Genomic DNA, 19,538 nt, shown 5'->3' on the forward strand with positions numbered 1-19,538 from the left:
CTCATGGCGACCGGCCACCACAACGTCCACCCGCTGCCGCAGACCAACCAGCTGCGGGCCATGCACACGATCATCCGCGACCGCGGTGCGTCCCGCGCGGACTTCGTGTTCTACTCCCGGCGCATCATCCGCCTCCTCCTGGAATCGGCGCTCGACCAGCTGCCGTTCGACAAGCACGAGGCCACCACGCCGGTCGGCGAGACCTACGACGGACTGAAGTTCGCCGCGAAGCTGTGCGCGGTGCCCGTGATCCGGGCCGGCGACTCCATGCTGGACGAACTGCGCACCGTCGTGCCCGACGTCCGCGTCGGCAAGATCCTCATCCAGCGGGACAAGACCACCAAGCTCCCGCACCTCTTCTACAAGAACCTCCCGGACGACATCGCCGACCGGCACATCCTGCTCCTGGAGCCGATGCTCGCCACCGGCGGCAGCGCCAACGCGGCCATCGAGGTGCTGCTGGAGGCGGGCGTGCGCGAGGAGAACATCGTCTTCGTCAACTTCATCGCCGCGCCCGAGGGGATCGAGGCCGTGCACCGCGTGCACCCGGCCGTCAAGATCGTCACCTCCTCGGTCGAACAGCGCCTGAACGAGAACGCGTTCATGATCCCGGGCATCGGCGACTTCGGCGACCGCTACTTCGGCACGACCGACTCGGCCGTGGTCCGATGAGGAGCAGCCGCACGCTGACGGACTCCGCGCTCACCGCGCTGGCGCCGGCAATCTGGGGTTCGACCTACCTGGTCACCACCGAGTTCCTGCCGCCCGACCGGCCGCTGCTGGCGTCGCTGCTGCGGGCCCTGCCCGCGGGCCTGATCCTGGTGCTGATCGGACGGACCCTGCCGCGCGGCATCTGGTGGTGGCGCGCCCTGGTCCTGGGCGTCCTGAACATCGGCGCCTTCTTCTACCTCCTGTTCCTGGCGGCCTACAACCTGCCCGGCGGCGTCGCGGCCCTGGTGATGTCCATCCAGCCGATGCTGGTGCTGCTGCTGGGCGCGCTCCTGCTGAAGGACAAGATCAAGCCGGTCCACGTGGCCGCCTGTGCGCTCGGCGCGGCCGGCGTGGCCCTGCTCGTCCTCCAGCCGAACGCCGGACTCAACACGACGGGTGTCGTGGCGGGCCTGCTGGGCGCCGTCAGCATGGCCTCCGGCATCGTGCTCACCAAGCGCTGGGGTCGCCCCGAGGGCGTCGGCCTGCTCCCCTTCACGGGCTGGCAGCTGACCGTCGGCGGTCTGGTCCTGCTCCCGATCGCCCTGATCGGTGAGGGACTGCCCGACGAGATCACCGCCGAGAACCTCTGGGGCTTCGCCTACCTCGGCATCATCGGGGCCCTGTTCGCCTACGCGATCTGGTTCCGCGGCGTGCAGCGCCTCCCGGCGCTGGCCGTCTCGTTCCTGAGCTTCGCCTCGCCCCTGGCGGCCACCCTGCTCGGCTACTTCGTCCTCGACCAGGCGCTGTCGCCGCTCCAGATCGCCGGCGCCCTGACCGTGGTCGCGGCCGTCATCCTGGCCCAACCCCGGGGCGGCGGGAAGAAGCCGGAGCCGAAGTCCGAGCCGGACACCGAGCCCACCCCGACCAACCCGCGGGAATCCGTACAGGCCTGACCGGCCTGCTTTCCCGCCCCCGAGCTCCACGCCGGCCTGCCCCCCGGGTCGGACGCGGAGTGGTGGTCGGCACACCGCGGCCTCCCCCGTCCGCGGTGTGCCTCCCACCCCACGACGACCCGTGAGAGGACCGAGTCCGTGCCCCACATCCACGTCAGGCACTACCCGAGGAACTTCACGGCCGAGCAGCTCAGGGAGATCGACGAGGCGGTCACCGCCGCCGTGACGCGCACCTTCGCCACCGGCGAGGACACCGTCTCGATCTCCCTGGAGCCGGTCACACCGGAGGACTGGGACATCCAGGTCCTCGACGAGATAGCGGCCCGCCGGGATCTGCTCCTCAAGGCGCCCGGCTACTGGAACGAGAGTTGAGAGAGCCCCGATGAGCGCAAGCAGCGGCATCCCCGTCGTCTACACCGAGGAGGTCCGCGAGGCCCTCCACGAAGGCCGGGCCGTCGTCGCCCTGGAGAGCAACGTCATCACGCACGGCCTGCCCTACCCGGACAACGCGGCCACCGCCCGCAAGGTGGAGGACGCCGTACGGGCCGGTGGCGCCGTGCCGGCGACGATCTGCATCGAGGCCGGCGAGATCCGGGTCGGCATGTCGGAGTCCGACGTCGAGCGGTTCGCCTCCCTGCCGGGCATCCCCAAGGTGTCCAGCCGGGACATGCCCGTCGTCCTCGCGCAGGGCGGCCTGGGCGCCACCACGGTGGCGACCTCCGTCGTGGCGGCCGAGCTCGCGGGGATCCCCTTCTTCTCGTCCGCCGGCATCGGCGGTGTGCACCGGGGCGCCCAGGAGACCTGGGACGTCTCATCGGACCTCATCCAGTTCACCCGCTCCAAGGTCGCCGTCGTCTGCGCGGGCGCGAAGATGATTCTCGACCTCGGCCTGACGCTGGAGTACCTGGAGACGCAGTGCGTCCCCGTCGTCGCCTACCGCTCGGACGACTTCCCCGCCTTCTACTGCCGTACGAGCGGCCACCGGGCGCCCCACCGCCTGGACGACGAGGACCAGATCGCCCGCGCCATCGAGGCCCACTGGGCGCTCGGCAACAACAGCTCCTTCCTCATCACGACCCCGGTCCGTGAGGAGGACGCCATCGACTCGGTCGAGGTCGACACGGCCATCCGGGCCGCCGTCGCCGAGGCCACCCGCGACGGGGTCTCCGGCCAGGGCATCACCAAGTACCTGATGCGCGCCGTCGACGCCGCCACCGACGGCCGTTCCGCCCGCGCCAACATGGCCGTCCTCGCCACCTGTGCCGAAGCGGCGGGCCGCCTCGCCGTCGCGCACTCCCGCCACCTCGCCGAGCGCGCGGGCGGCTGATCCGCCGCGCCCTTCCGGCGTTCCCGCTCCACTCCGTACCACGCGTTGACCCGAATCTGGAGAGTCACATGTCCGAGAAGCTGTTCGAGCCGGTCACTCTGGGGAAGCTGGCCCTGAGCAACCGAGTGGTCATGGCACCCATGTCCCGCAACCGCGCCACCGCCGAAGGCCTGGCCACCGATCTGATGGCCACCTACTACGGCCAGCGGGCCGGCGCCGGCCTCATCATCAGTGAGGGCGTCCAGCCCAGCGTCGTCGGCCAGGGCTTCGGCAACAGCCCGGGCCTGCACTCCGAGGCCCAGGTCGAGTCCTGGAAGCCCGTCACCGAGGCGGTGCACGCGGCCGGCGGCAAGATCGTCGCGCAGCTCATGCACGCGGGCCGCATCGGCCACCCCGACCTCTACCCGAGCGGCCACCAGTCCGTCGCCCCCTCCGCCGTCACCGCGGCCGGCCAGGCCTACGGTCCCGCGGGCCCGCTGGACTACCCGCAGCCGCGGGAGCTGACGGTCGAGGAGATCGCCGAGGTCGTCAAGGAGTTCGCCGACGCCGCGCAGAACGCGATCGAGGCCGGCTTCGACGGGGTCGAGGTCCACGCGGGCAACGGCTTCCTGCTCCACCAGTTCCTGGCGGAGAACTCGAACCGGCGCACCGACCAGTACGGCGGCCCGATCGAGAACCGCATCCGCTTCGCGATCGAGGTGATCGAGGCGGTCTCCGAGCGCATCGGCGCCGACCGCGTCGGCGTGCGCATCTCGCCGGCCAACCCGTACAACGACATCGTCGAGGGCGACACCCGCGCCATCTACGAGGCGCTCGTCGCGGCCCTGCCGCCCATCGCCTTCATCCACCTCCTGGAGGGCGGCGACCGCGACCACACCGCGGCCCTGCGCGCCCAGTGGACCGGCACGATCATCCTGTGCCCGCACCCGGAGAACGGCGTCGCGGTCTCCAAGGCCATCGCCACCGAGGCGCTGGAGACCGGCGTCGGCTGCGCCATCGCCTTCGGCTCGGCCTTCATCGCCAACCCGGACCTCGTCGAGCGCCTGCGCACCGACGCCCCGCTGGCCCAGGACGACACGACCAAGTGGTACGGCGGCGACCACACCGGCTACACCGACTACCCGACGCACGCCGCGGCCGGCGCGGCGTGAGCGACTCCGGGCAGATGCTGCTCTTCTCGGGGCGGGCGCACCCCGGGCTCGCCGAGGCCATCTCGGCCGAGCTCGGCACGACGCTCGTCCCGACGAAGGCGATCGACTTCGCCAACGGCGAGATCTACATCCGCTACCACGCCTCCGTGCGCGGCGCCGACTGCTTCGTGGTCCAGAGCCACACGGCCCCGATCAACAAGTCGATCATGGAACAGCTCATCATGATCGACGCGCTGAAGCGGGCCTCGGCGCGGAGCATCACGGTGATCCTGCCGTTCTACGGATATGCCCGACAGGACCGCAAGCACAGCGGCCGGGAACCCATCTCGGCCCGCCTGGTGGCGGACCTGCTCAAGACCGCCGGCGCGGACCGGATCCTCACGGTCGACCTGCACGCGGACCAGATCCAGGGCTTCTTCGACGGCCCCGTCGACCACCTCTTCGCCATGCCGGTCCTCGCGGACTACATAGGCGCCAAGGTGGACCGCGAGTCCCTCACGGTGGTCTCGCCCGACGCCGGCCGCGTACGCGTGGCGGACGGCTGGTGCGACCGGCTGGGGGCGCCGCTGGCCATCGTCCACAAGCGGCGCGACAAGGACGTGGCCCACCAGGTCACGGCCCACGAGGTCGTCGGTGACGTCCGCGACCGGGTCTGCGTCCTGGTCGACGACATGATCGACACCGGTGGCACGATCTGTGCCGCGGCCGACGCCCTGTTCGCCCAGGGCGCGCGGGACGTCATCGTGGCGGCCACCCACGGCGTGCTCTCCGGGCCCGCCGCGGACCGCCTGAAGAACTCGCGCGTCAGCGAGTTCGTCTTCACGGACACCCTCCCGGTGCCCGGGGCCCTCGGACTGGACAAGGTCACCGTCCTGTCGATCGCCCCGCTCATCGCGAGCGCGTCCCGTGAGGTGTTCGAGAACGGATCGGTGACCCGGCTGCTGCAAGGCCGGTGACCGCCCGGACGGACGGGCCGACGGGGGCCCGTCCGTCCGTACGGGGAAAACAGGCTCACCCGGCCTGTCGATCCGCTCCCACCGGGCGCCGCGGCCACGGCCCGGCGCCCGCGCTCTTCGGTTCTTCTCGCCGAGTCGCCACCTCGGCTTCTGACGGCCCACCGCACCGCGGCGTCCGCCTCGCGCGGAGGTCCCCCCACGAACGGTGAGCCGTCGCACCACCGGGCCCGCCGCAACGCCGGAGCCCGGTGGGCGCGGGCGTCCGAGCACGCCCGCTGTTCCACAACGGAAAGTAAGGAAGCGGGAAATGACTCTTCAGGAGACCAGCGTGCTCGAGCCCACCCTTCGCGGGACCAAGACGTTGCCGGGCCTGCTCGCAGAGCGGGTCGCCGAGCACCCGGACGCGACCGCCGTCATCTACCGTGACGACAAGCTCACCTACCGGGAACTGGCCGCCAGGAGCTCAGGACTGGCCGACTACCTCAGACACCTCGGCGTCTCGGCGGACGACTGCGTCGGTCTCTTCGTCGAGCCCTCGCTCGACCTGATGATCGGCGCCTGGGGCATCCTGTCCGCCGGCGGCGCCTACCTGCCGCTGTCCCCGGAGTACCCGGAGGACCGGCTGCGCTACATGATCGAGAACAGCCAGGCGAAGATCATCCTGGTCCAGCAGCGCCTGGTGTCCCGGCTGCGCGAGCTGGCCCCGAAGGACGTCACCGTCATCACGCTGCGCGAGTCCGAGGCGTTCGTCGTCCCCGACGGGCTCCCGACGGCCGAGGCGACGGGCGCGCGCCCGGACAGCCTGGCCTACGTCATCTACACCTCCGGCAGCACCGGCAAGCCCAAGGGTGTGATGATCGAGCACGACTCGATCGTCAGCCAGCTCGGCTGGCTCCGCGAGGCACACGGCATCGACCGCTCCAAGGTCGTCCTGCAGAAGACCCCGATGAGCTTCGACGCCGCGCAGTGGGAGATCCTCTCCCCGGCCAACGGCACCACCGTCGTCATGGGCGCCCCCGGCGTCTACGCCGACCCCGAGGGCCTCATCGAGACCATCGTCAAGCACGGCGTGACCTCCCTCCAGTGCGTCCCGACGCTGCTCCAGGGCCTCATCGACACCGAGAAGTTCCCCACCTGCACCTCGCTGCAGCAGATCTTCAGCGGCGGCGAAGCCCTCTCGCGCATCCTGGCGACCCAGGCCACGCAGGAGATGCCGGGCCGCGCCCTGATCAACCTGTACGGGCCGACCGAGTGCACCATCAACTCGTCCTCGTACACCGTCGACCCGGCCGCCCTGGACGAGGGACCGCAGTCCATCTCCATCGGCAGCCCCGTCAACGGCACCGAGTACCACATCCTCGACAAGGACCTGTCGCCCATCGGCGTCGGCGAGATCGGCGAGCTGTACATATCCGGCGTCCAGCTGGCGCGCGGCTACCTGCACCGCCCCGACCTGACCGCCGAGCGCTTCCTGGAGGTCGAACTCACCGAGGGCGCCCCGCCCGTCCGCCTGTACAAGACGGGCGACCTGGGCCAGTGGAACCCGGACGGCACCGTGCAGTTCGCCGGCCGCGCCGACAACCAGGTCAAGCTGCGCGGCTACCGCGTCGAGCTGGACGAGATCTCCCTGGCGATCGAGAACCACGACTGGGTCCGCAACGCCGCCGTCATCGTCAAGAACGACGGCCGCACCGGCTTCCAGAACCTGATCGCCTGCGTCGAGCTGAGCGAGAAGGAAGCCGCCCTGATGGACCAGGGCAACCACGGCTCCCACCACGCCTCGAAGAAGAGCAAGCTCCAGGTCAAGGCGCAGCTGTCCAACCCGGGCCTGCGCGACGACTCGGAGCTGGCGGGACGCGCCACGTACGACCTGCCCGGCGCCCAGGCGACCCCGGAGCAGCGCGGCCGGGTGTTCGCCCGCAAGACGTACCGCTTCTTCGAGGGCGGCGCCGTCACCGAGGCGTCCCTGCTGGACCTGCTCGGCGCGAAGGTCGCCTCGGCCTACTCGCGCAAGGCCGCCGACCTGGCGCCCGCCGAACTGGGCCAGATCCTGCGCTGGTTCGGCCAGTACGTCAGCGAGGAGCGGCTGCTCCCCAAGTACGGCTACGCCTCCCCGGGCGCGCTGTACGCGACGCAGATGTACTTCGAGCTGGAGGGCGTCGCCGGGCTGAAGCCCGGTTACTACTACTACCAGCCGGTGCGTCACCAGCTGGTGCTCATCAGCGAGAAGACCCCGACCGGCCGGCCCACCGCCCACGTCCACTTCATGGGCAAGAAGGGCGGCATCGAGCCGGTCTACAAGAACAACATCCAGGAAGTCCTGGAGATCGAGACCGGGCACATCGTCGGCCTGTTCGAGCAGGTGCTGCCCGCGTACGGCCTCGACATCCGGGACCTGGGCTACGAGCCCGCCGTCCGCGAGCGCCTCGACGTGCCGGAGGAGGACTTCTACCTGGGCACCTTCGAGCTGGTCCCGCACACCGGGCAGCGCGAGGACCACGCCGAGGTCTACCTCCAGACGCACGGCGGCAAGGTCGCGGGCCTGCCCGCCGGCCAGTACCGCTACGCCGACGGCACGCTCACCCGCTTCTCCGACGACGTCGTCCTGAAGAAGCACGTCATCGCGATCAACCAGTCGGTCTACGAGGCCGCGAGCTTCGGCATCACGGTCGTCAGCCGGGCGCCCGAGGCGTGGATGCACTACGTCACCCTCGGCAAGAAGCTCCAGCACCTGATGATGAACGGGCTCGGCCTGGGCTTCATGTCCTCCGGCTACAGCTCCAAGACCGGCAACCCGCTGCCCGCGGCGCGCCGGATGGACACCGTCCTGACGGAGCGCGGCGTGCCGAGCGGCCCGTCGTACTTCTTCGTCGGCGGCCGCGTCAGCGACGAGCAGCTCGGCCACGAGGGCATGCGCGAGGACACCGTCCACATGCGCGGCCCGGCGGAGATGATCCGCGACGACCTCGTCAGCTTCCTGCCGGACTACATGATCCCGAACCGGGTCGTGGTCTTCGACCGGCTTCCGCTGTCGGCCAACGGCAAGATCGACGGGAAGGCGCTGGCCGCGTCCGACCAGGTCAACGCCGAGCTCGTGGAGCGGCCGTTCGTCGCCCCGCGCACCGAGACCGAGAAGGAGATCGCGGAGGTCTGGGCGAAGTCGCTGCGCCGCGAGAGCGTCTCGGTCCAGGACGACTTCTTCGAGTCGGGCGGCAACTCGCTGATCGCCGTGGGCCTGATCCGCGAGCTCAACTCGCGCCTCGGCGTCTCCCTGCCGCTCCAGAGCGTCCTGGAGTCCCCGACGGTCGAGAAGCTCGCCCGGCGCCTGGAGCGCGAGGTCGCGCAGGAGTCCTCCCGCCTGGTGCGGCTGCACCAGGAGGGCACGGGCCGGCCGGTGCTGTGCTGGCCGGGCCTGGGCGGCTACCCGATGAACCTGCGCACCCTGGCGGGCGAGATCGGCCTGGGCCGCTCGTTCTACGGCATCCAGGCGCACGGCATCAACGAGGGCGAGAGCCCCTACGCGAGCATCGGCGAGATGGCCGCGGCCGACATCGCGGCCATCAAGGAGCTCCAGCCGAGCGGCCCCTACACCCTGTGGGGCTACTCCTTCGGCGCCCGGGTGGCCTTCGAGACCGCCTATCAGCTGGAGCAGGCGGGCGAGACGGTCGAGAACCTCTTCCTGATCGCCCCGGGATCGCCGGCGGTGCGCGCCGAGAACGGCGCCGTGTACGGCCGTGAAGCCTCGTACGCGAACAAGGCGTACACGACCATCCTGTTCTCCGTGTTCACCGGCAGCATCAGCGGCCCGGACCTGGAGAAGTGCCTGGAGGTCGGCAAGGACGAGCAGTCCTTCGCCGAGTTCATCGGCGAGCTCAAGGGCATCGACGTCGACCTCGCGAAGCGCATCATCGACGTCGTGGGCCAGACGTACGAGTTCGAGTACTCGTTCCACGAGCTGGCCGAGCGCACCCTGACCGCGCCGGTGACCATCTTCAAGGCCCGGGGTGACGACTACTCGTTCATCGAGAACAGCAGCGGGTACTCGGCCACGCCGCCGACGGTCATCGACCTCGACGCCGACCACTACAGCCTGTTGCGCACGCCCGACATCGGCGAGCTGGTGAAGCACATCCGCTACCTGCTCGGGGAGTAGGAACGGGGCGGTACGAAGGAGCGGTCGCCCCGCCGGATCCGTCCGGCGGGGCGACCGCTTTCGTCTTTCCGCGACCGCTTTCGCCTTCCCGTAACCGGCTTTCTCCTTCCCGCGACCGCGCGGGGCGGGCCGGTCGGGGGACGGGTCAGGGAGAGCAGAGCCCGTCGACGGGGTCCGCGAGGAGCGCCCCGTAGGCGTCGCCGACCGGATCGAAATCCAGCGCGACGTGCCCGGACAGGCTGTGCACGTCGCGCCAGATGCGTTGCAACGGATGCCCGGCGAGCTGCGTCGCGCTGCCGACGGAGCGCATCAGGTCCTCCACGACGTCGACCAACTGCTCCACCGCGTACGCGCAATCGGCCGGGGTGCGCGCCAGCTCCAGCTCCGTGGCCCGCGGGGCGTCCGCGACCCGGGCCGCCCGCGCCAAGAGCAGCCCGGCCGCGTCGACGGCGATCACGGCACGGGCGAGGGACAGGCACAGCCGGCGGTCGGCACCGTCCTGCGGGCCCCCCGTGTCCGCGGTCCGTACGCGCAGCGCGGCCCGGGCCGCGCCGAGCGCGGGGGCGCCGAAGAGCAGCCCGCTCAGGAGCCGCAGCGGGGCCGTGTGGCAGCGGGCGTCGGAACCGACGCAGCGTCCCTCGATCATGTCCTGCCGGGCGAAGCCGCGGTGCGCGGGCACGAAGACGTTGTCGGCGAGCAACGTGTCGCTGGCCGTGCCGCGCATCCCGAACGAGGACCAGGTGTCGGCCACCTGGTAGTCCCGGCGGGGCAGGGCGAAGAACCACGGGACCTGGCCGCCGCCGGCCTGCGGCAGCCGGGCGCACACCAGGGCCCATGCGGAGAACCCGACCGCGCTGGTGAAGTCCCACTCACCGGTCACCCGCCAGCCACCCGTGACGGCGGTCGCGCTGCCCCGCGGCATCAGCGCGCCCACCACGGGGGTGTCCGCGCCCGCGGCCCACAGCTCCCGCTGTCCCTCTTCGGGGAGGAAGGCACCCATCCGACCGGCGCCCGCGATGACCGACGCGCACCAGGCGGTCGAGGTACACCCCTGGGACAGCACGTCGAGCGCGCCCAGCAGGTCGGCGGCGGAACCGGCGTCACCGCCCCAGCGGGTCGGGACGAACAGGCGGGCGAACCCGGCGTCGACGATGCCCTCGGTCACCGCGGGCGACAGCACGCGCTCGGCATCGGCCCGGTCCGCGTACCGGACCGCCACGGAGGCCAACCGCTGCGCCCTCGTGTACAGGTCTGCGTCCGATGTCCGGCTCGGCATCAGTGCCACTTCCTTGCTTCTCCGGGTGTCGCGCCAGGCATGTGGCATGGCGGCCAACCCTCCCCCCGCCGGATCCAGCACCGCTGGTGGTCCGCTCGACACGGGCCGGCCGACACCCATGTGCCCACCGCGAGCCGGAACCCGCGGGGCCGGTACGTGCCCTTCCGGTGCCACGGGGCCGGTCGTGTCCGGCGGGACGCTCCGATGCCCTGACAGGCGGGCCGCGAGGATGTCACGATCGGCTCCGCGCGCGGGTACGGGGCCCGCCGACGGCAGGTGAGGACGCGTCATGAATCCGGACGGAGCGGTACCGGGGCAGGATCCACACGACCGGGCGACGGGGGAACCGGCCCCGGCCGCCGGGGGCGGTGCACGGGCCGCCGGGGTGCTGCTCGGACTCTCGACGGTGCTCGTCGGGCTCATGGCCGGCCTGTTCTTCGCCTTCGACGTCTCCGTGATGCCGGGGCTCGCCCGGCTCGACGACGCCGCGTACGTCACCGCCATGGACCGCTTCAACGCGGCCATCGACGGCAACGGCCTCTTCGGGAGCGTCTTCGTCCTGGCCCTGCTCACCACCGCCGCCGCGGCGCTGCTCTCCCTGCGCGCGGGTCACCGTGCGGTCGCGCTTCCGGCGGGCGTAGCCGCCGTCGCCTACCTCGCCGTCCTCGTGATCACCTTCGCGGTGAACATCCCGCTGAACGACGAGCTCGCGGACGCGGTCGGCGTGGCCCAGTCCGCCGGCCCGGTGGTGGACAGGTTCAAGGGGACCTGGGTGACCACGAACATCCTGCGCACCCTGCTCTCCACGCTGGCGCTCGTCGCCCTCGTCCGGGCCCTGCTGCTGCACGGCCGCGCCACGGCGCGCTGACCGGGCCGGGACGGCCACCGCACGGCGGGGGCCGTCCCGGGGATCGAGGATCAGGCGCCGCCGTGCAGGACCAGCGCCCAGGCCAGCAGGCCGGTCGCGGCCGTGCACAGCAGGGTGCGCCACACGTTCGCGCGCACCCACGGGCCCTCGAAGGCCCGCCGGACGGCCGCCGGGTCCGCGAGCCCGTCGGCCGGACCGGCCTGCGCCAAGGCGTTGTTGAGCGGGATGTTCACCACGCCGGTCACCACCATCGCCAGCACGTAGCAGACGAACGCCCCGATCAGCGGGCCCAGCGCCGCCCGCCCGTCGGCCGGTACGTGCAGGCCCACGGCGAGCCCGGTGAACAGGAGCGCCCCGAGGTAGCCCAGCATGAACCAGCCGTTGAGGATCGCCACGTTGATGCGCTGCATCACCTCGACGACGGTCCGGTCCCCGGTGGCCCTCAGACCGGGCATCACCGCCACGGAGAACCCGTAGAAGAGACCGCTGACCAGGCCCGTGGTGATCGTCGCCGCGATCAGTGACGCGAACCGTGCCGTTTCCATGTTGAGCTCCCCCGTGCGTAGTCGAAATCCGGTCAACGAGCCTGCGAACGCGGCCGATCCTACGGGCGGAAATCCACGACGTCCCGGCAAATCCGATGAGCTGATAGCACCCGGTTTCAACCGATGGACACCTTTCGGCGCGCACAGGCGCACGGGGTACCCTCCGCTTCCGCGGGCCCGCACGCCCGGCATCGACGCCTGGAGAGGAAACAGACCGTGACCGAACCGAAGCACCGGCTGGACGCATTGCGGGCCGAAATCGAACGCCGCAACCCCGCCCAGCCCGAGTTCCACCAAGCCGTGCGCGAGGTCCTGGACACCCTCGCCCCGGTGTTCGCCGCACGCCCCGAGTACGCGGAGGCCGGCCTGGTGGAGCGGCTGGTCGAACCCGAGCGGCAGATCATCTTCCGGGTGCCGTGGACGGACGACCGCGGCCGGGTCCACGTCAACCGCGGCTACCGGGTGGAGTTCAACAGCGCGCTCGGCCCGTACAAGGGCGGCCTGCGCTTCCACCCGTCGGTGGACATCGGCGTGGTGAAGTTCCTGGGCTTCGAGCAGATCTTCAAGAACGCCCTGACCGGCCTGGGCATCGGCGGCGGCAAGGGCGGCAGCGACTTCGACCCGCACGGCAGGTCGGACGCGGAGGTCATGCGCTTCTGTCAGTCCTTCATGACCGAGCTGTACCGCCACATCGGCGAGCACACGGACGTCCCGGCCGGTGACATCGGCGTCGGCGGCCGCGAGATCGGCTACCTGTTCGGCCAGTACCGGCGGATCACCAACCGCTGGGAGGCCGGAGTCCTGACCGGCAAGGGCACCGGATGGGGCGGCTCCGAGATCCGTCCGCAGGCCACCGGCTACGGCAGCGTCCTGTTCGCCGCCGAGATGCTCGCCGTCCGCGGCGAGTCCCTCGACGGCCTCACCGCCGTCGTCTCCGGCTCCGGCAACGTCGCCCTGTACACGATCGAGAAGCTCCAGCAGCTCGGCGCCAACCCGCTGACCTGCTCGGACTCCCAGGGCTACGTCATCGACGACAAGGGCATCGACCTGGCGCTGCTGCGGCAGATCAAGGAGGTCGAGCGCGGGCGCGTCAGCGAGTACGCGCAGCGGCGCGGCTCCTCCGCCCGGTACGTGCCCGGCGGCCGGGTCTGGGAGGTCCCGGCGGACGTGGCCTTCCCGTCGGCCACCCAGAACGAACTCGGCGCCGACGACGCCCGCGCGCTCATCGCCGCCGGCGTCAAGGCGGTCTCGGAGGGCGCCAACATGCCCACCACCCCCGAGGCCGTCCACCTGTTCCAGGAAGCCGGAGTCGCCTTCGGCCCCGGCAAGGCCGCCAACGCGGGCGGGGTCGCGGTCAGCGCCCTGGAGATGGCCCAGAACGCCGGCCGCACGGCGTGGGGCGCCGGCCGCGTCGAGGAGGAACTCGCGGGCATCATGCGCGACATCCACGCGGTGGCGTACGAGACGGCCGAGCGGTACGGGGCTCCCGGCGACTACGTCACCGGCGCCAACATCGCCGGCTTCGAGCGCGTCGCCGACGCGATGCTCGCCCAGGGCGTGATCTGACGACGGAAGCCGGGGCACCCGGCCCGGGTACCGGGCCGGGGCCGTAGCCTGGTGTTCCACCACCGACAGGGAGCCATCCGTGCTGAGCGCGCTTGACGGGACGTACGGCGATCGGAAGGACGCGCTGAGCGTCGCCGGACGGACCGCCTCGTACGAGGAGTTGCTGGGCGCCGCGAGCGCCGTCGCCGCCGACGTGGCGGGTACGACGGCCTTCGCGGTGACGGCGACGCCCTCGTTGGAGACCGTCGCGGCGGCCGTCGGCGCGCTGTTGGCCGGGGTGCCGTTCGTACCGCTGCCGCCCGACGCGGGACCGGCCGAGCGCGAGCACATCCTGCGGGACTCCGGCGCCGTCGAACTCGACGTCGACTTCGCCCGCCGGGCTCCCGCCCGGTCCCTCCCGGCCGTGCCCACCGCCGACCCGGCGCTCATCCTGTACACCTCCGGCACCACCGGACCGCCCAAGGGCGTCGTGCTGAGCGGCGCCGCGATCACCGCCGACCTGGACGCCCTCGCCGACGCCTGGCAGTGGAACGCCGAGGACACCCTCGTCCACGGGCTCCCGCTGTTCCACGTGCACGGCCTGGTCCTCGGCGTGCTCGGCGCGCTGCGCACCGGCAGCCGCCTCGTGCACACCGGCCGGCCGACCCCGCGGGCCTACGCGCAGGCGGGCGGCAGCCTCTGCTTCGGGGTCCCGACCGTGTGGTCCCGCATCGCCGCCGACCCGGAGGCCGCCGCGGCCCTGTCCGGGGCCCGGCTCCTCGTCTCGGGCAGCGCCGCCCTGCCCGCCCCGGTCTTCCGGGACCTGGAGCGCCTGACGGGGCACCGGCCGGTGGAGCGGTACGGGATGACGGAAACGCTGATCACCATCAGCGGCCGGGCCGGCGGCGAGGTCCGCCCGGGCACGGTCGGCACCCCGCTGCCCGGCATCCGGACCCGCATCGCGGCCGAACCCGGCGCGGAGATCGGCGAACTCCAGCTGACCGGACCGACCTTGTTCTCCGGCTACCTGGGCCGCCCGGAGGCCACCGCCTCCGCGTACACCGAGGACGGTTGGTTCCGCACGGGCGACATCGCCGCCGTCGACGCGGCGGACGGGGTCCACCGGATCGTCGGCCGGGCCTCCATCGACATGATCAAGTCCGGTGGGTACCGGATCGGCGCGGGCGAGATCGAGAACGCGCTGCTGGACCACCCCCGGGTGAGCGAGGCGGCCGTGGTCGGAGTTCCCGACGCCGACCTCGGGCAGCGGATCGTCGCCTTCGTCGTCGCCGAAGGGGTCACGGGCCGCGAACTGACCGACTTCGTCGCCGCGCACCTGTCGGTCCACAAACGACCGCGCGAGGTCCGCTTCATCGCGGCCGTACCGCGCAACGCCATGGGCAAACCGCAGAAGAAGCTCCTGCTGACGGACGACACCGGGGACCACGCATGACCATCGCCAAGACCACCAGGGACGTCCGCACCACCGGAAGCCCGTGGATCCGCCGCTTCCACACCGCGGTGCGACCGCAGGACGCACCCGTCCTCGTCGTGCTCCCGCATGCGGGGGGCAACGCCTCCTTCTACTTCCCGATCTCCCGCGACCTCGCCCCGCACGCCGAAGTGCTCACCATCCAGTACCCCGGCCGGCAGGACCGCTTCGGCGAGCCGAGCCCCGAGACGGTGACGGGCCTCGTCGACGAGGTCGAGCGGGCGCTGCGGCCCTGGCTGGGCAAGCCCCTGGTGCTCTTCGGACACAGCATGGGCGCCGTCCTCGCCTTCGAACTGACCCGCCGCCTGGAGCGCGCGGGCACGGCCCCGCGGGGCCTCGTCCTCTCCGGCCGCCGCTCCCCGCTGCTGCCCGAGGAGGGGACCACGCACATCGACGGCGACGACGCGCTCATCGCCCGGCTCGGCGAACTCTCCGGAACGGACCCGCAGTTGCTCGCCGATCCGGACTTCCGGCAGCTGATCCTGCCGTCGCTGCGCAGCGACTACAAGGCGATCGAGACGTACCGCTACGAGCCGGGACCGCTGCTGAGCACCCCCGTCAGCGTGCTGTGCGGGCAGTCCGACCCGCGGGCGAGCGTGGCCGGGTCCATGGACTGGCGGCAGTTGACCGGCGCCGCCTTCACCTTCCGGTCGTTCCCCGGCGGGCACTTCTACCTGGCGGAGCAGCACGACGCCGTGGTCCGGGCGCTCACCGAGGACCTCGTCGCCTTCGCCGGGGCCTGACGGGCGGGGGCCGCGACCGGTACCGGCCGCGCCGGCCGGATCCCGTCGGAGATCATCTAGGCAGGGCCGGGGGGCGTCGGTACGTTGCTCGCATGGACCAAACGGCTGGCGATCCCAGAACCGATCAACGCGCCCTCGTAGCGGCCTCCATCACGGTCGTGATGTGGGCCTCCGCGTTCGTATCCATCCGCGCGGCGGCCGAGCACTTCGGGCCCGGGGCGCTCGCGCTGGGCCGGCTGCTGACGGCCTCGGTCGCGCTGGGCGTCGTGCTCCTGGTCAAGCGGGTGCCGCTGCCGCCGCGCCAGGCCTGGCCCGGGATCCTCGTTTCCGGCGTGCTCTGGTTCGGGCTGTACATGGTGACGCTGAACTGGGGCGAGCAGGAGGTCGACGCCGGGACCGCGGCGATGGTCGTCAACATCGGCCCGATCGTCATCGCCCTGCTCAGCGGCTGGCTGCTGAAGGAGGGTTTCCCGCCGATGCTGCTGGCGGGCATGGGCGTCTCCTTCGTCGGCGCGGCCGTCGTGGGCGTGTCGACCTCCAACGGCGGTTCCTCCTCGGTCCTCGGCGTGCTGCTGTGCCTGGTCGCCGCCCTCGCCTACGGGGCCGGGGTCGTCTCGCAGAAGCCCGCGCTGCGGCACGCCACTCCGCTCCAGGTGACGACGTACGGCTGTTTCGTCGGGACGGCGTGCACCCTGCCGTTCGCCTGGCAGCTGATCTCCCAGCTCCCCGAGGCCCCGCTCTCGGCCACCCTCAACATGGTCTACCTGGGCCTGTTCCCGACCGCCCTCGCCTTCACCACCTGGACGTACGCGCTCTCGCGCACCACCGCCGGGAAGATGGGCGCCACCACGTACGCGGTGCCCGCCGTGGTGGTGGTCATCGCCTGGTTCGCCCTGGACGAGGTCCCCGGTTGGCTGACCCTGCTCGGCGGGGCGATCTGCCTCGGCGGTGTCGCGGTCTCCCGCCGGCGGCCCCGGCCCGCGGCGGCGGAGGCCACCGCCGGCAAGTGATCCCGCCCGCCCCGGCGCCCGCCCCGGCGCCCGCCGGGTGCGGTCGGGCGGTCGGATTCAGCCGCGGGCGGTGAGTTCGGCCTCCAGCCCGCCCAGCAGGATCCGCAGGCCGAACTCGAAGGTCCGCTCGGGCGCCGCGGCGTACTCGGTCGCCGCCGGGCCGTCGACGCGCGTGCGCAGCCGCGGGAACTGCCGGGCGACCTCGGTCGCCTTGGTGACGGTCTCCCGGATCAACTCCTCGGGGTCGCCCCCGTCGCGTCCCAACCGCCGGATCAGCGAGGCTTCCGCGGAGGTGCCGAGGACGCTGCCGAGCACGTACGTGAAGACGGTGCCCGCCGCCCGGTCCGCCTCCGGGCCGGTGAATCCGGCCGATTCGTAGACGGCCAGGCTGAGGTCGTCGAACCGGGCCTTGCCGGGTCCGTAGAAGAGGTACGAGCCGAAGGCCGGGACCAGCCACGAGTGTCGGCTCAGCATCGCGTGCAGGCTCAGCGCCATCGAGGTGGCCGCGGCGTGCCAGCCGATCGCCTCCGGGTCCGGCAGTTCGATCTCGTGCCACACGTGGTCGCCGGCGAGCAGGACGAGGTTGTCCTTGTTCTTGACGTGCCAGTAGACGGCCGTGGCCGCGGTGCCCAGGCGCTTGCCCAGGCTGCGCATGTTCAGGCCGTCCAGTCCCTCCTCGTCGAGGAGTTCGATCGCGGTCCGGACGATGTGTTCCTGGGTGAGCGTGTCGCGTGCCATGGCGCTCACGATAGGCCGCGGACCCCCACTTGCACAAAGTTCAGTCCCGCTCTTGCACTTAGTTCAAGTCTCGGTCTACAGTCTCCTTGAACTTAGTGAAAGTCGAACGCGGCGCCAACCGGAGCCGCATGAGGGGGACTCACCATGAACGCGCTCGTCGCCACGCTCCAGCTGCTCGTCGCCGCCGCCTTCCTGAGCATCCCGGTCGTCCGGGCCCGCTACGGGGCGACCGCCATGGGGGCCGCGGAGGCGGAACTGCGCCGCCAGGGCGTACGGCCGAGCGTCCTCACCGAGAACGGGATGCGCTTCGACGCCGGCGGCCACGAGACCTGGGCCCCCGTGTCGTTCGCCGCGATGATGGTGGCCGCGGCCGGCGCCAACCTCCTGGACGTCTCCTGGTCCCCGGTCCTGACCTACGTCCTCCAGTCGCTGATCCTGCTGGTCAACTGCGTGATCCTGTACAGCAACCTGACCGCGGTGCCCTCCGTGACGGCCGCCTTCGCCCGCAAGGGCGACGAGGAACTGGCCCGCGTCGATGTGGCCGCCCTGCTCAAGGCCGCCGAGGACGGCTTCCCCGCGTGGGTCTGGGTCCTCCAGAACGCCCGCCACGTGGTCGTGTTCGGCGCCTCCATCGCGGCGATCGTCATCACCGCCCTGGTCTGAGGCCCCCGGGGCCGGGCCCCGGCCCGGCCCCCACCGTGTGACCCGCCCCTCCCCGGGGGCGGGTCACAGGACGTAGGTGGCCTCGTTGCGCCCCAGCAGGTACCCGAGCTGCAACCGGTTGAGTGCGCCCATCTCCTGCTTGATGGCCGCGATGTGGGCCTGGAGGGAGCGCTCGCTGATCCCGATGCGGCGGGCGATGGCCTTGTCCGCGTAGCCCTCCACGAGCAGCCTGCTGATCGACTCCCGGATCGCCGGAACGACTTCGTCCGCCGCCTTCGCGGCGTGCAGCGGCACGAAGGGAAAGGGCTTCGCCCGGTCCCAGGCCTTGTCGAACGTGTCGCGGAGAAATCGTACGATCGTCGGTTCGGTAATGGAGATCGCCGTGGTACGGTCCTCGTTCGCCGAAATGAAGGCGATGTCGTCGACAATGATCAACCGGTCGAAGAATTCCTCCAATGTGCGAACCTGCGCTCCGTATTCGGTAACCGCGCGGACATATTCCTTCGTCGCCTCGTCGAATCGCGTGGTGTGCTGATAGAGCGTTCGCATCGCGATCCCCGCCGAGATGTGCCGGCGCACGGATTCCAACGCCTCCTTCAGCACCGCGCTCGGCCGCGCCCCGTCGGGCTGCGCGGTCAGGATGTCCCGCCGGACCGCGCCGAGGGCGTCGTTGATCGCGGTGGAGATACTGCCCAGACCATGCAAGTAACGGACCCCCGGCCCCACCACCACCTCGTCCGCGTGGGCCTCCACCGCCGGTGCGGCGGCCGGTCGCGCGGCCTGTTGAGCGGCTTCCTGGGCCAATAGCCCGAGGTGCGTTGCGAGTTCCCGCAAGAACGCCTGCGGTTCCCCCGCCGCCGCCGCACACAGCGCTTCAGGTGCACCGCTCTGTGCGGTTTCGACGTATTTGACTACGTCCACGTGCCACCCCTGTCTGTCCGGTATGCAGCTGTCTGTAGCGGTCTGGACCCCGTGGGTTCCCGCAATGCGTAAACCGGAGCCATCGTAGGTCTACCTCGTCGTGACCCGGCAGGGGAGATTTGGTCTCACCGCAGGAACGAACACGCAGAAGGCGCCCGGCGATCACCACCGCCGGAAACCGCCTCGGTTTGGCGTTCCTGGAATGGCCGAAGACGAAACGACTTGAGGGGACTGGGCAAAATGGGGAAGAACCACATGGTGACTCGTCGGACCGGCCGCGTTTCGGGAATCCGCGGTCGCGTCGGACTCGCCGCCGCGGGCGTCGCCCTCGGAGTCGGCACGGTCGTCACCGGGATCGCCCAGGGCGCCCTCACCACCGACTCCGGCAGCCACCTGCGCCTCGGCGACGTCGGCTGGAACAACACGAACCCGCACGTGGTCGCCGGTGACGTCGGCTGGAACAACCCGCAGCCCACCGGAACCACCCCGGCGCCGGCCACCACGACCCCGGCTCCCGGCCCCACCAACGACGTTGGCTGGAACTGA

18 protein-coding genes are annotated in these 19,538 nt (G+C 71.4%); 14 read left to right on the forward strand and 4 right to left on the reverse strand.

The annotated features are described in order from the left end of the window. The first annotated feature begins 3 nt into the window (after window positions 1-3). The 7 genes from upp (at window position 4) to ACFVS6_RS28890 (ending at window position 9,191) form a co-directional block, all read left to right on the forward strand. Window positions 4-672: a uracil phosphoribosyltransferase gene (gene upp, locus ACFVS6_RS28860; RefSeq protein ID WP_389708327.1), complete on the forward strand. Its 669-nt coding sequence runs from the start codon at window positions 4-6 to the stop codon at window positions 670-672. After that, window positions 669-1,604, forward strand: a complete 936-nt coding sequence (locus ACFVS6_RS28865) for an EamA family transporter (RefSeq protein WP_389708329.1) — start codon at window positions 669-671, stop codon at window positions 1,602-1,604. Before upp ends, ACFVS6_RS28865 begins: the two co-directional genes overlap by 4 nt. 138 nt (window positions 1,605-1,742) lie before the next feature. After that, the gene (locus tag ACFVS6_RS28870; protein ID WP_389708331.1) at window positions 1,743-1,976 is read left to right on the forward strand and encodes a tautomerase family protein; all 234 of its coding nucleotides are present in this window, start codon (window positions 1,743-1,745) and stop codon (window positions 1,974-1,976) included. Window positions 1,977-1,986: 10 nt separating this feature from the next. Beyond that, window positions 1,987-2,931 carry a pseudouridine-5'-phosphate glycosidase gene (locus ACFVS6_RS28875; protein ID WP_389708333.1) on the forward strand — a complete coding sequence of 315 codons (945 nt, stop codon included), beginning with the start codon at window positions 1,987-1,989 and terminating at the stop codon, window positions 2,929-2,931. A 68-nt stretch (window positions 2,932-2,999) separates the two neighbouring features. After that, window positions 3,000-4,082: an alkene reductase gene (locus ACFVS6_RS28880; protein ID WP_389708335.1), complete on the forward strand. Its 1,083-nt coding sequence runs from the start codon at window positions 3,000-3,002 to the stop codon at window positions 4,080-4,082. 14 nt (window positions 4,083-4,096) lie between these two features. Then, window positions 4,097-5,038, forward strand: a complete 942-nt coding sequence (locus tag ACFVS6_RS28885) for a ribose-phosphate diphosphokinase (protein WP_281210119.1) — start codon at window positions 4,097-4,099, stop codon at window positions 5,036-5,038. Between the two features lie 307 nt (window positions 5,039-5,345). Next, window positions 5,346-9,191 (forward strand): amino acid adenylation domain-containing protein, encoded by a 3,846-nt coding sequence (locus ACFVS6_RS28890; protein WP_389708337.1) that lies wholly within the window; start codon window positions 5,346-5,348, stop codon window positions 9,189-9,191. A gap of 145 nt (window positions 9,192-9,336) precedes the next feature. On the opposite strand, the gene ACFVS6_RS28895 is transcribed toward ACFVS6_RS28890, so the two are convergent. Next, window positions 9,337-10,467 (reverse strand): acyl-CoA dehydrogenase family protein, encoded by a 1,131-nt coding sequence (locus ACFVS6_RS28895; RefSeq protein ID WP_389708339.1) that lies wholly within the window; start codon window positions 10,465-10,467, stop codon window positions 9,337-9,339. 289 nt (window positions 10,468-10,756) lie between these two features. Between ACFVS6_RS28895 and ACFVS6_RS28900 the strand changes: the two genes are divergently transcribed. After that, window positions 10,757-11,335, forward strand: coding sequence for a DUF1772 domain-containing protein (locus tag ACFVS6_RS28900; protein WP_389708341.1), 579 nt, complete (start codon window positions 10,757-10,759; stop codon window positions 11,333-11,335). Window positions 11,336-11,385: 50 nt separating this feature from the next. On the opposite strand, the gene ACFVS6_RS28905 is transcribed toward ACFVS6_RS28900, so the two are convergent. Then, on the reverse strand, window positions 11,386-11,880 hold the full coding sequence (locus ACFVS6_RS28905) for a DUF1772 domain-containing protein (protein ID WP_389708343.1): 495 nt from the start codon (window positions 11,878-11,880) through the stop codon (window positions 11,386-11,388). 216 nt (window positions 11,881-12,096) lie between these two features. On the opposite strand from ACFVS6_RS28905, the gene gdhA reads away from it, so the two are divergent. The 4 genes from gdhA (at window position 12,097) to ACFVS6_RS28925 (ending at window position 16,670) form a co-directional block, all read left to right on the forward strand. Beyond that, complete coding sequence (gene gdhA, locus ACFVS6_RS28910; RefSeq protein WP_389708345.1) at window positions 12,097-13,446, forward strand: NADP-specific glutamate dehydrogenase; 1,350 nt, start codon at window positions 12,097-12,099, stop codon at window positions 13,444-13,446. Between the two features lie 79 nt (window positions 13,447-13,525). Further along, window positions 13,526-14,878 (forward strand): AMP-binding protein, encoded by a 1,353-nt coding sequence (locus ACFVS6_RS28915; protein WP_389708347.1) that lies wholly within the window; start codon window positions 13,526-13,528, stop codon window positions 14,876-14,878. Beyond that, window positions 14,875-15,660, forward strand: coding sequence for a thioesterase II family protein (locus ACFVS6_RS28920; protein ID WP_389708348.1), 786 nt, complete (start codon window positions 14,875-14,877; stop codon window positions 15,658-15,660). The genes ACFVS6_RS28915 and ACFVS6_RS28920 overlap by 4 nt, the downstream gene beginning before the upstream one ends. A 92-nt stretch (window positions 15,661-15,752) precedes the next feature. After that, window positions 15,753-16,670 (forward strand): DMT family transporter, encoded by a 918-nt coding sequence (locus ACFVS6_RS28925; protein ID WP_389708350.1) that lies wholly within the window; start codon window positions 15,753-15,755, stop codon window positions 16,668-16,670. 57 nt (window positions 16,671-16,727) lie between these two features. Here the strand turns inward: ACFVS6_RS28925 and ACFVS6_RS28930 are convergent, their stop codons facing one another. Next, window positions 16,728-17,408 carry a TetR/AcrR family transcriptional regulator C-terminal domain-containing protein gene (locus tag ACFVS6_RS28930; RefSeq protein WP_389708352.1) on the reverse strand — a complete coding sequence of 227 codons (681 nt, stop codon included), beginning with the start codon at window positions 17,406-17,408 and terminating at the stop codon, window positions 16,728-16,730. Window positions 17,409-17,552: 144 nt separating this feature from the next. Here ACFVS6_RS28930 and ACFVS6_RS28935 point away from each other — a divergent pair, with 144 nt between their 5' ends. After that, a complete protein-coding gene (locus ACFVS6_RS28935; protein WP_389708354.1) occupies window positions 17,553-18,071 on the forward strand; it encodes a hypothetical protein in 519 nt (172 codons plus the stop codon). Between the two features lie 63 nt (window positions 18,072-18,134). Here the strand turns inward: ACFVS6_RS28935 and ACFVS6_RS28940 are convergent, their stop codons facing one another. Continuing rightward, on the reverse strand, window positions 18,135-18,992 hold the full coding sequence (locus ACFVS6_RS28940; RefSeq protein WP_389708356.1) for a LuxR C-terminal-related transcriptional regulator: 858 nt from the start codon (window positions 18,990-18,992) through the stop codon (window positions 18,135-18,137). A 255-nt stretch (window positions 18,993-19,247) separates the two neighbouring features. Here ACFVS6_RS28940 and ACFVS6_RS28945 point away from each other — a divergent pair, with 255 nt between their 5' ends. Beyond that, on the forward strand, window positions 19,248-19,538 hold the full coding sequence (locus ACFVS6_RS28945; RefSeq protein ID WP_389708358.1) for a hypothetical protein: 291 nt from the start codon (window positions 19,248-19,250) through the stop codon (window positions 19,536-19,538).

The sequence above is a fragment of the Streptomyces sp. NPDC057939 genome (assembly GCF_042887545.1).
In the GTDB taxonomy this organism is placed as follows: Bacteria; Actinomycetota; Actinomycetes; order Streptomycetales; family Streptomycetaceae; genus Streptomyces.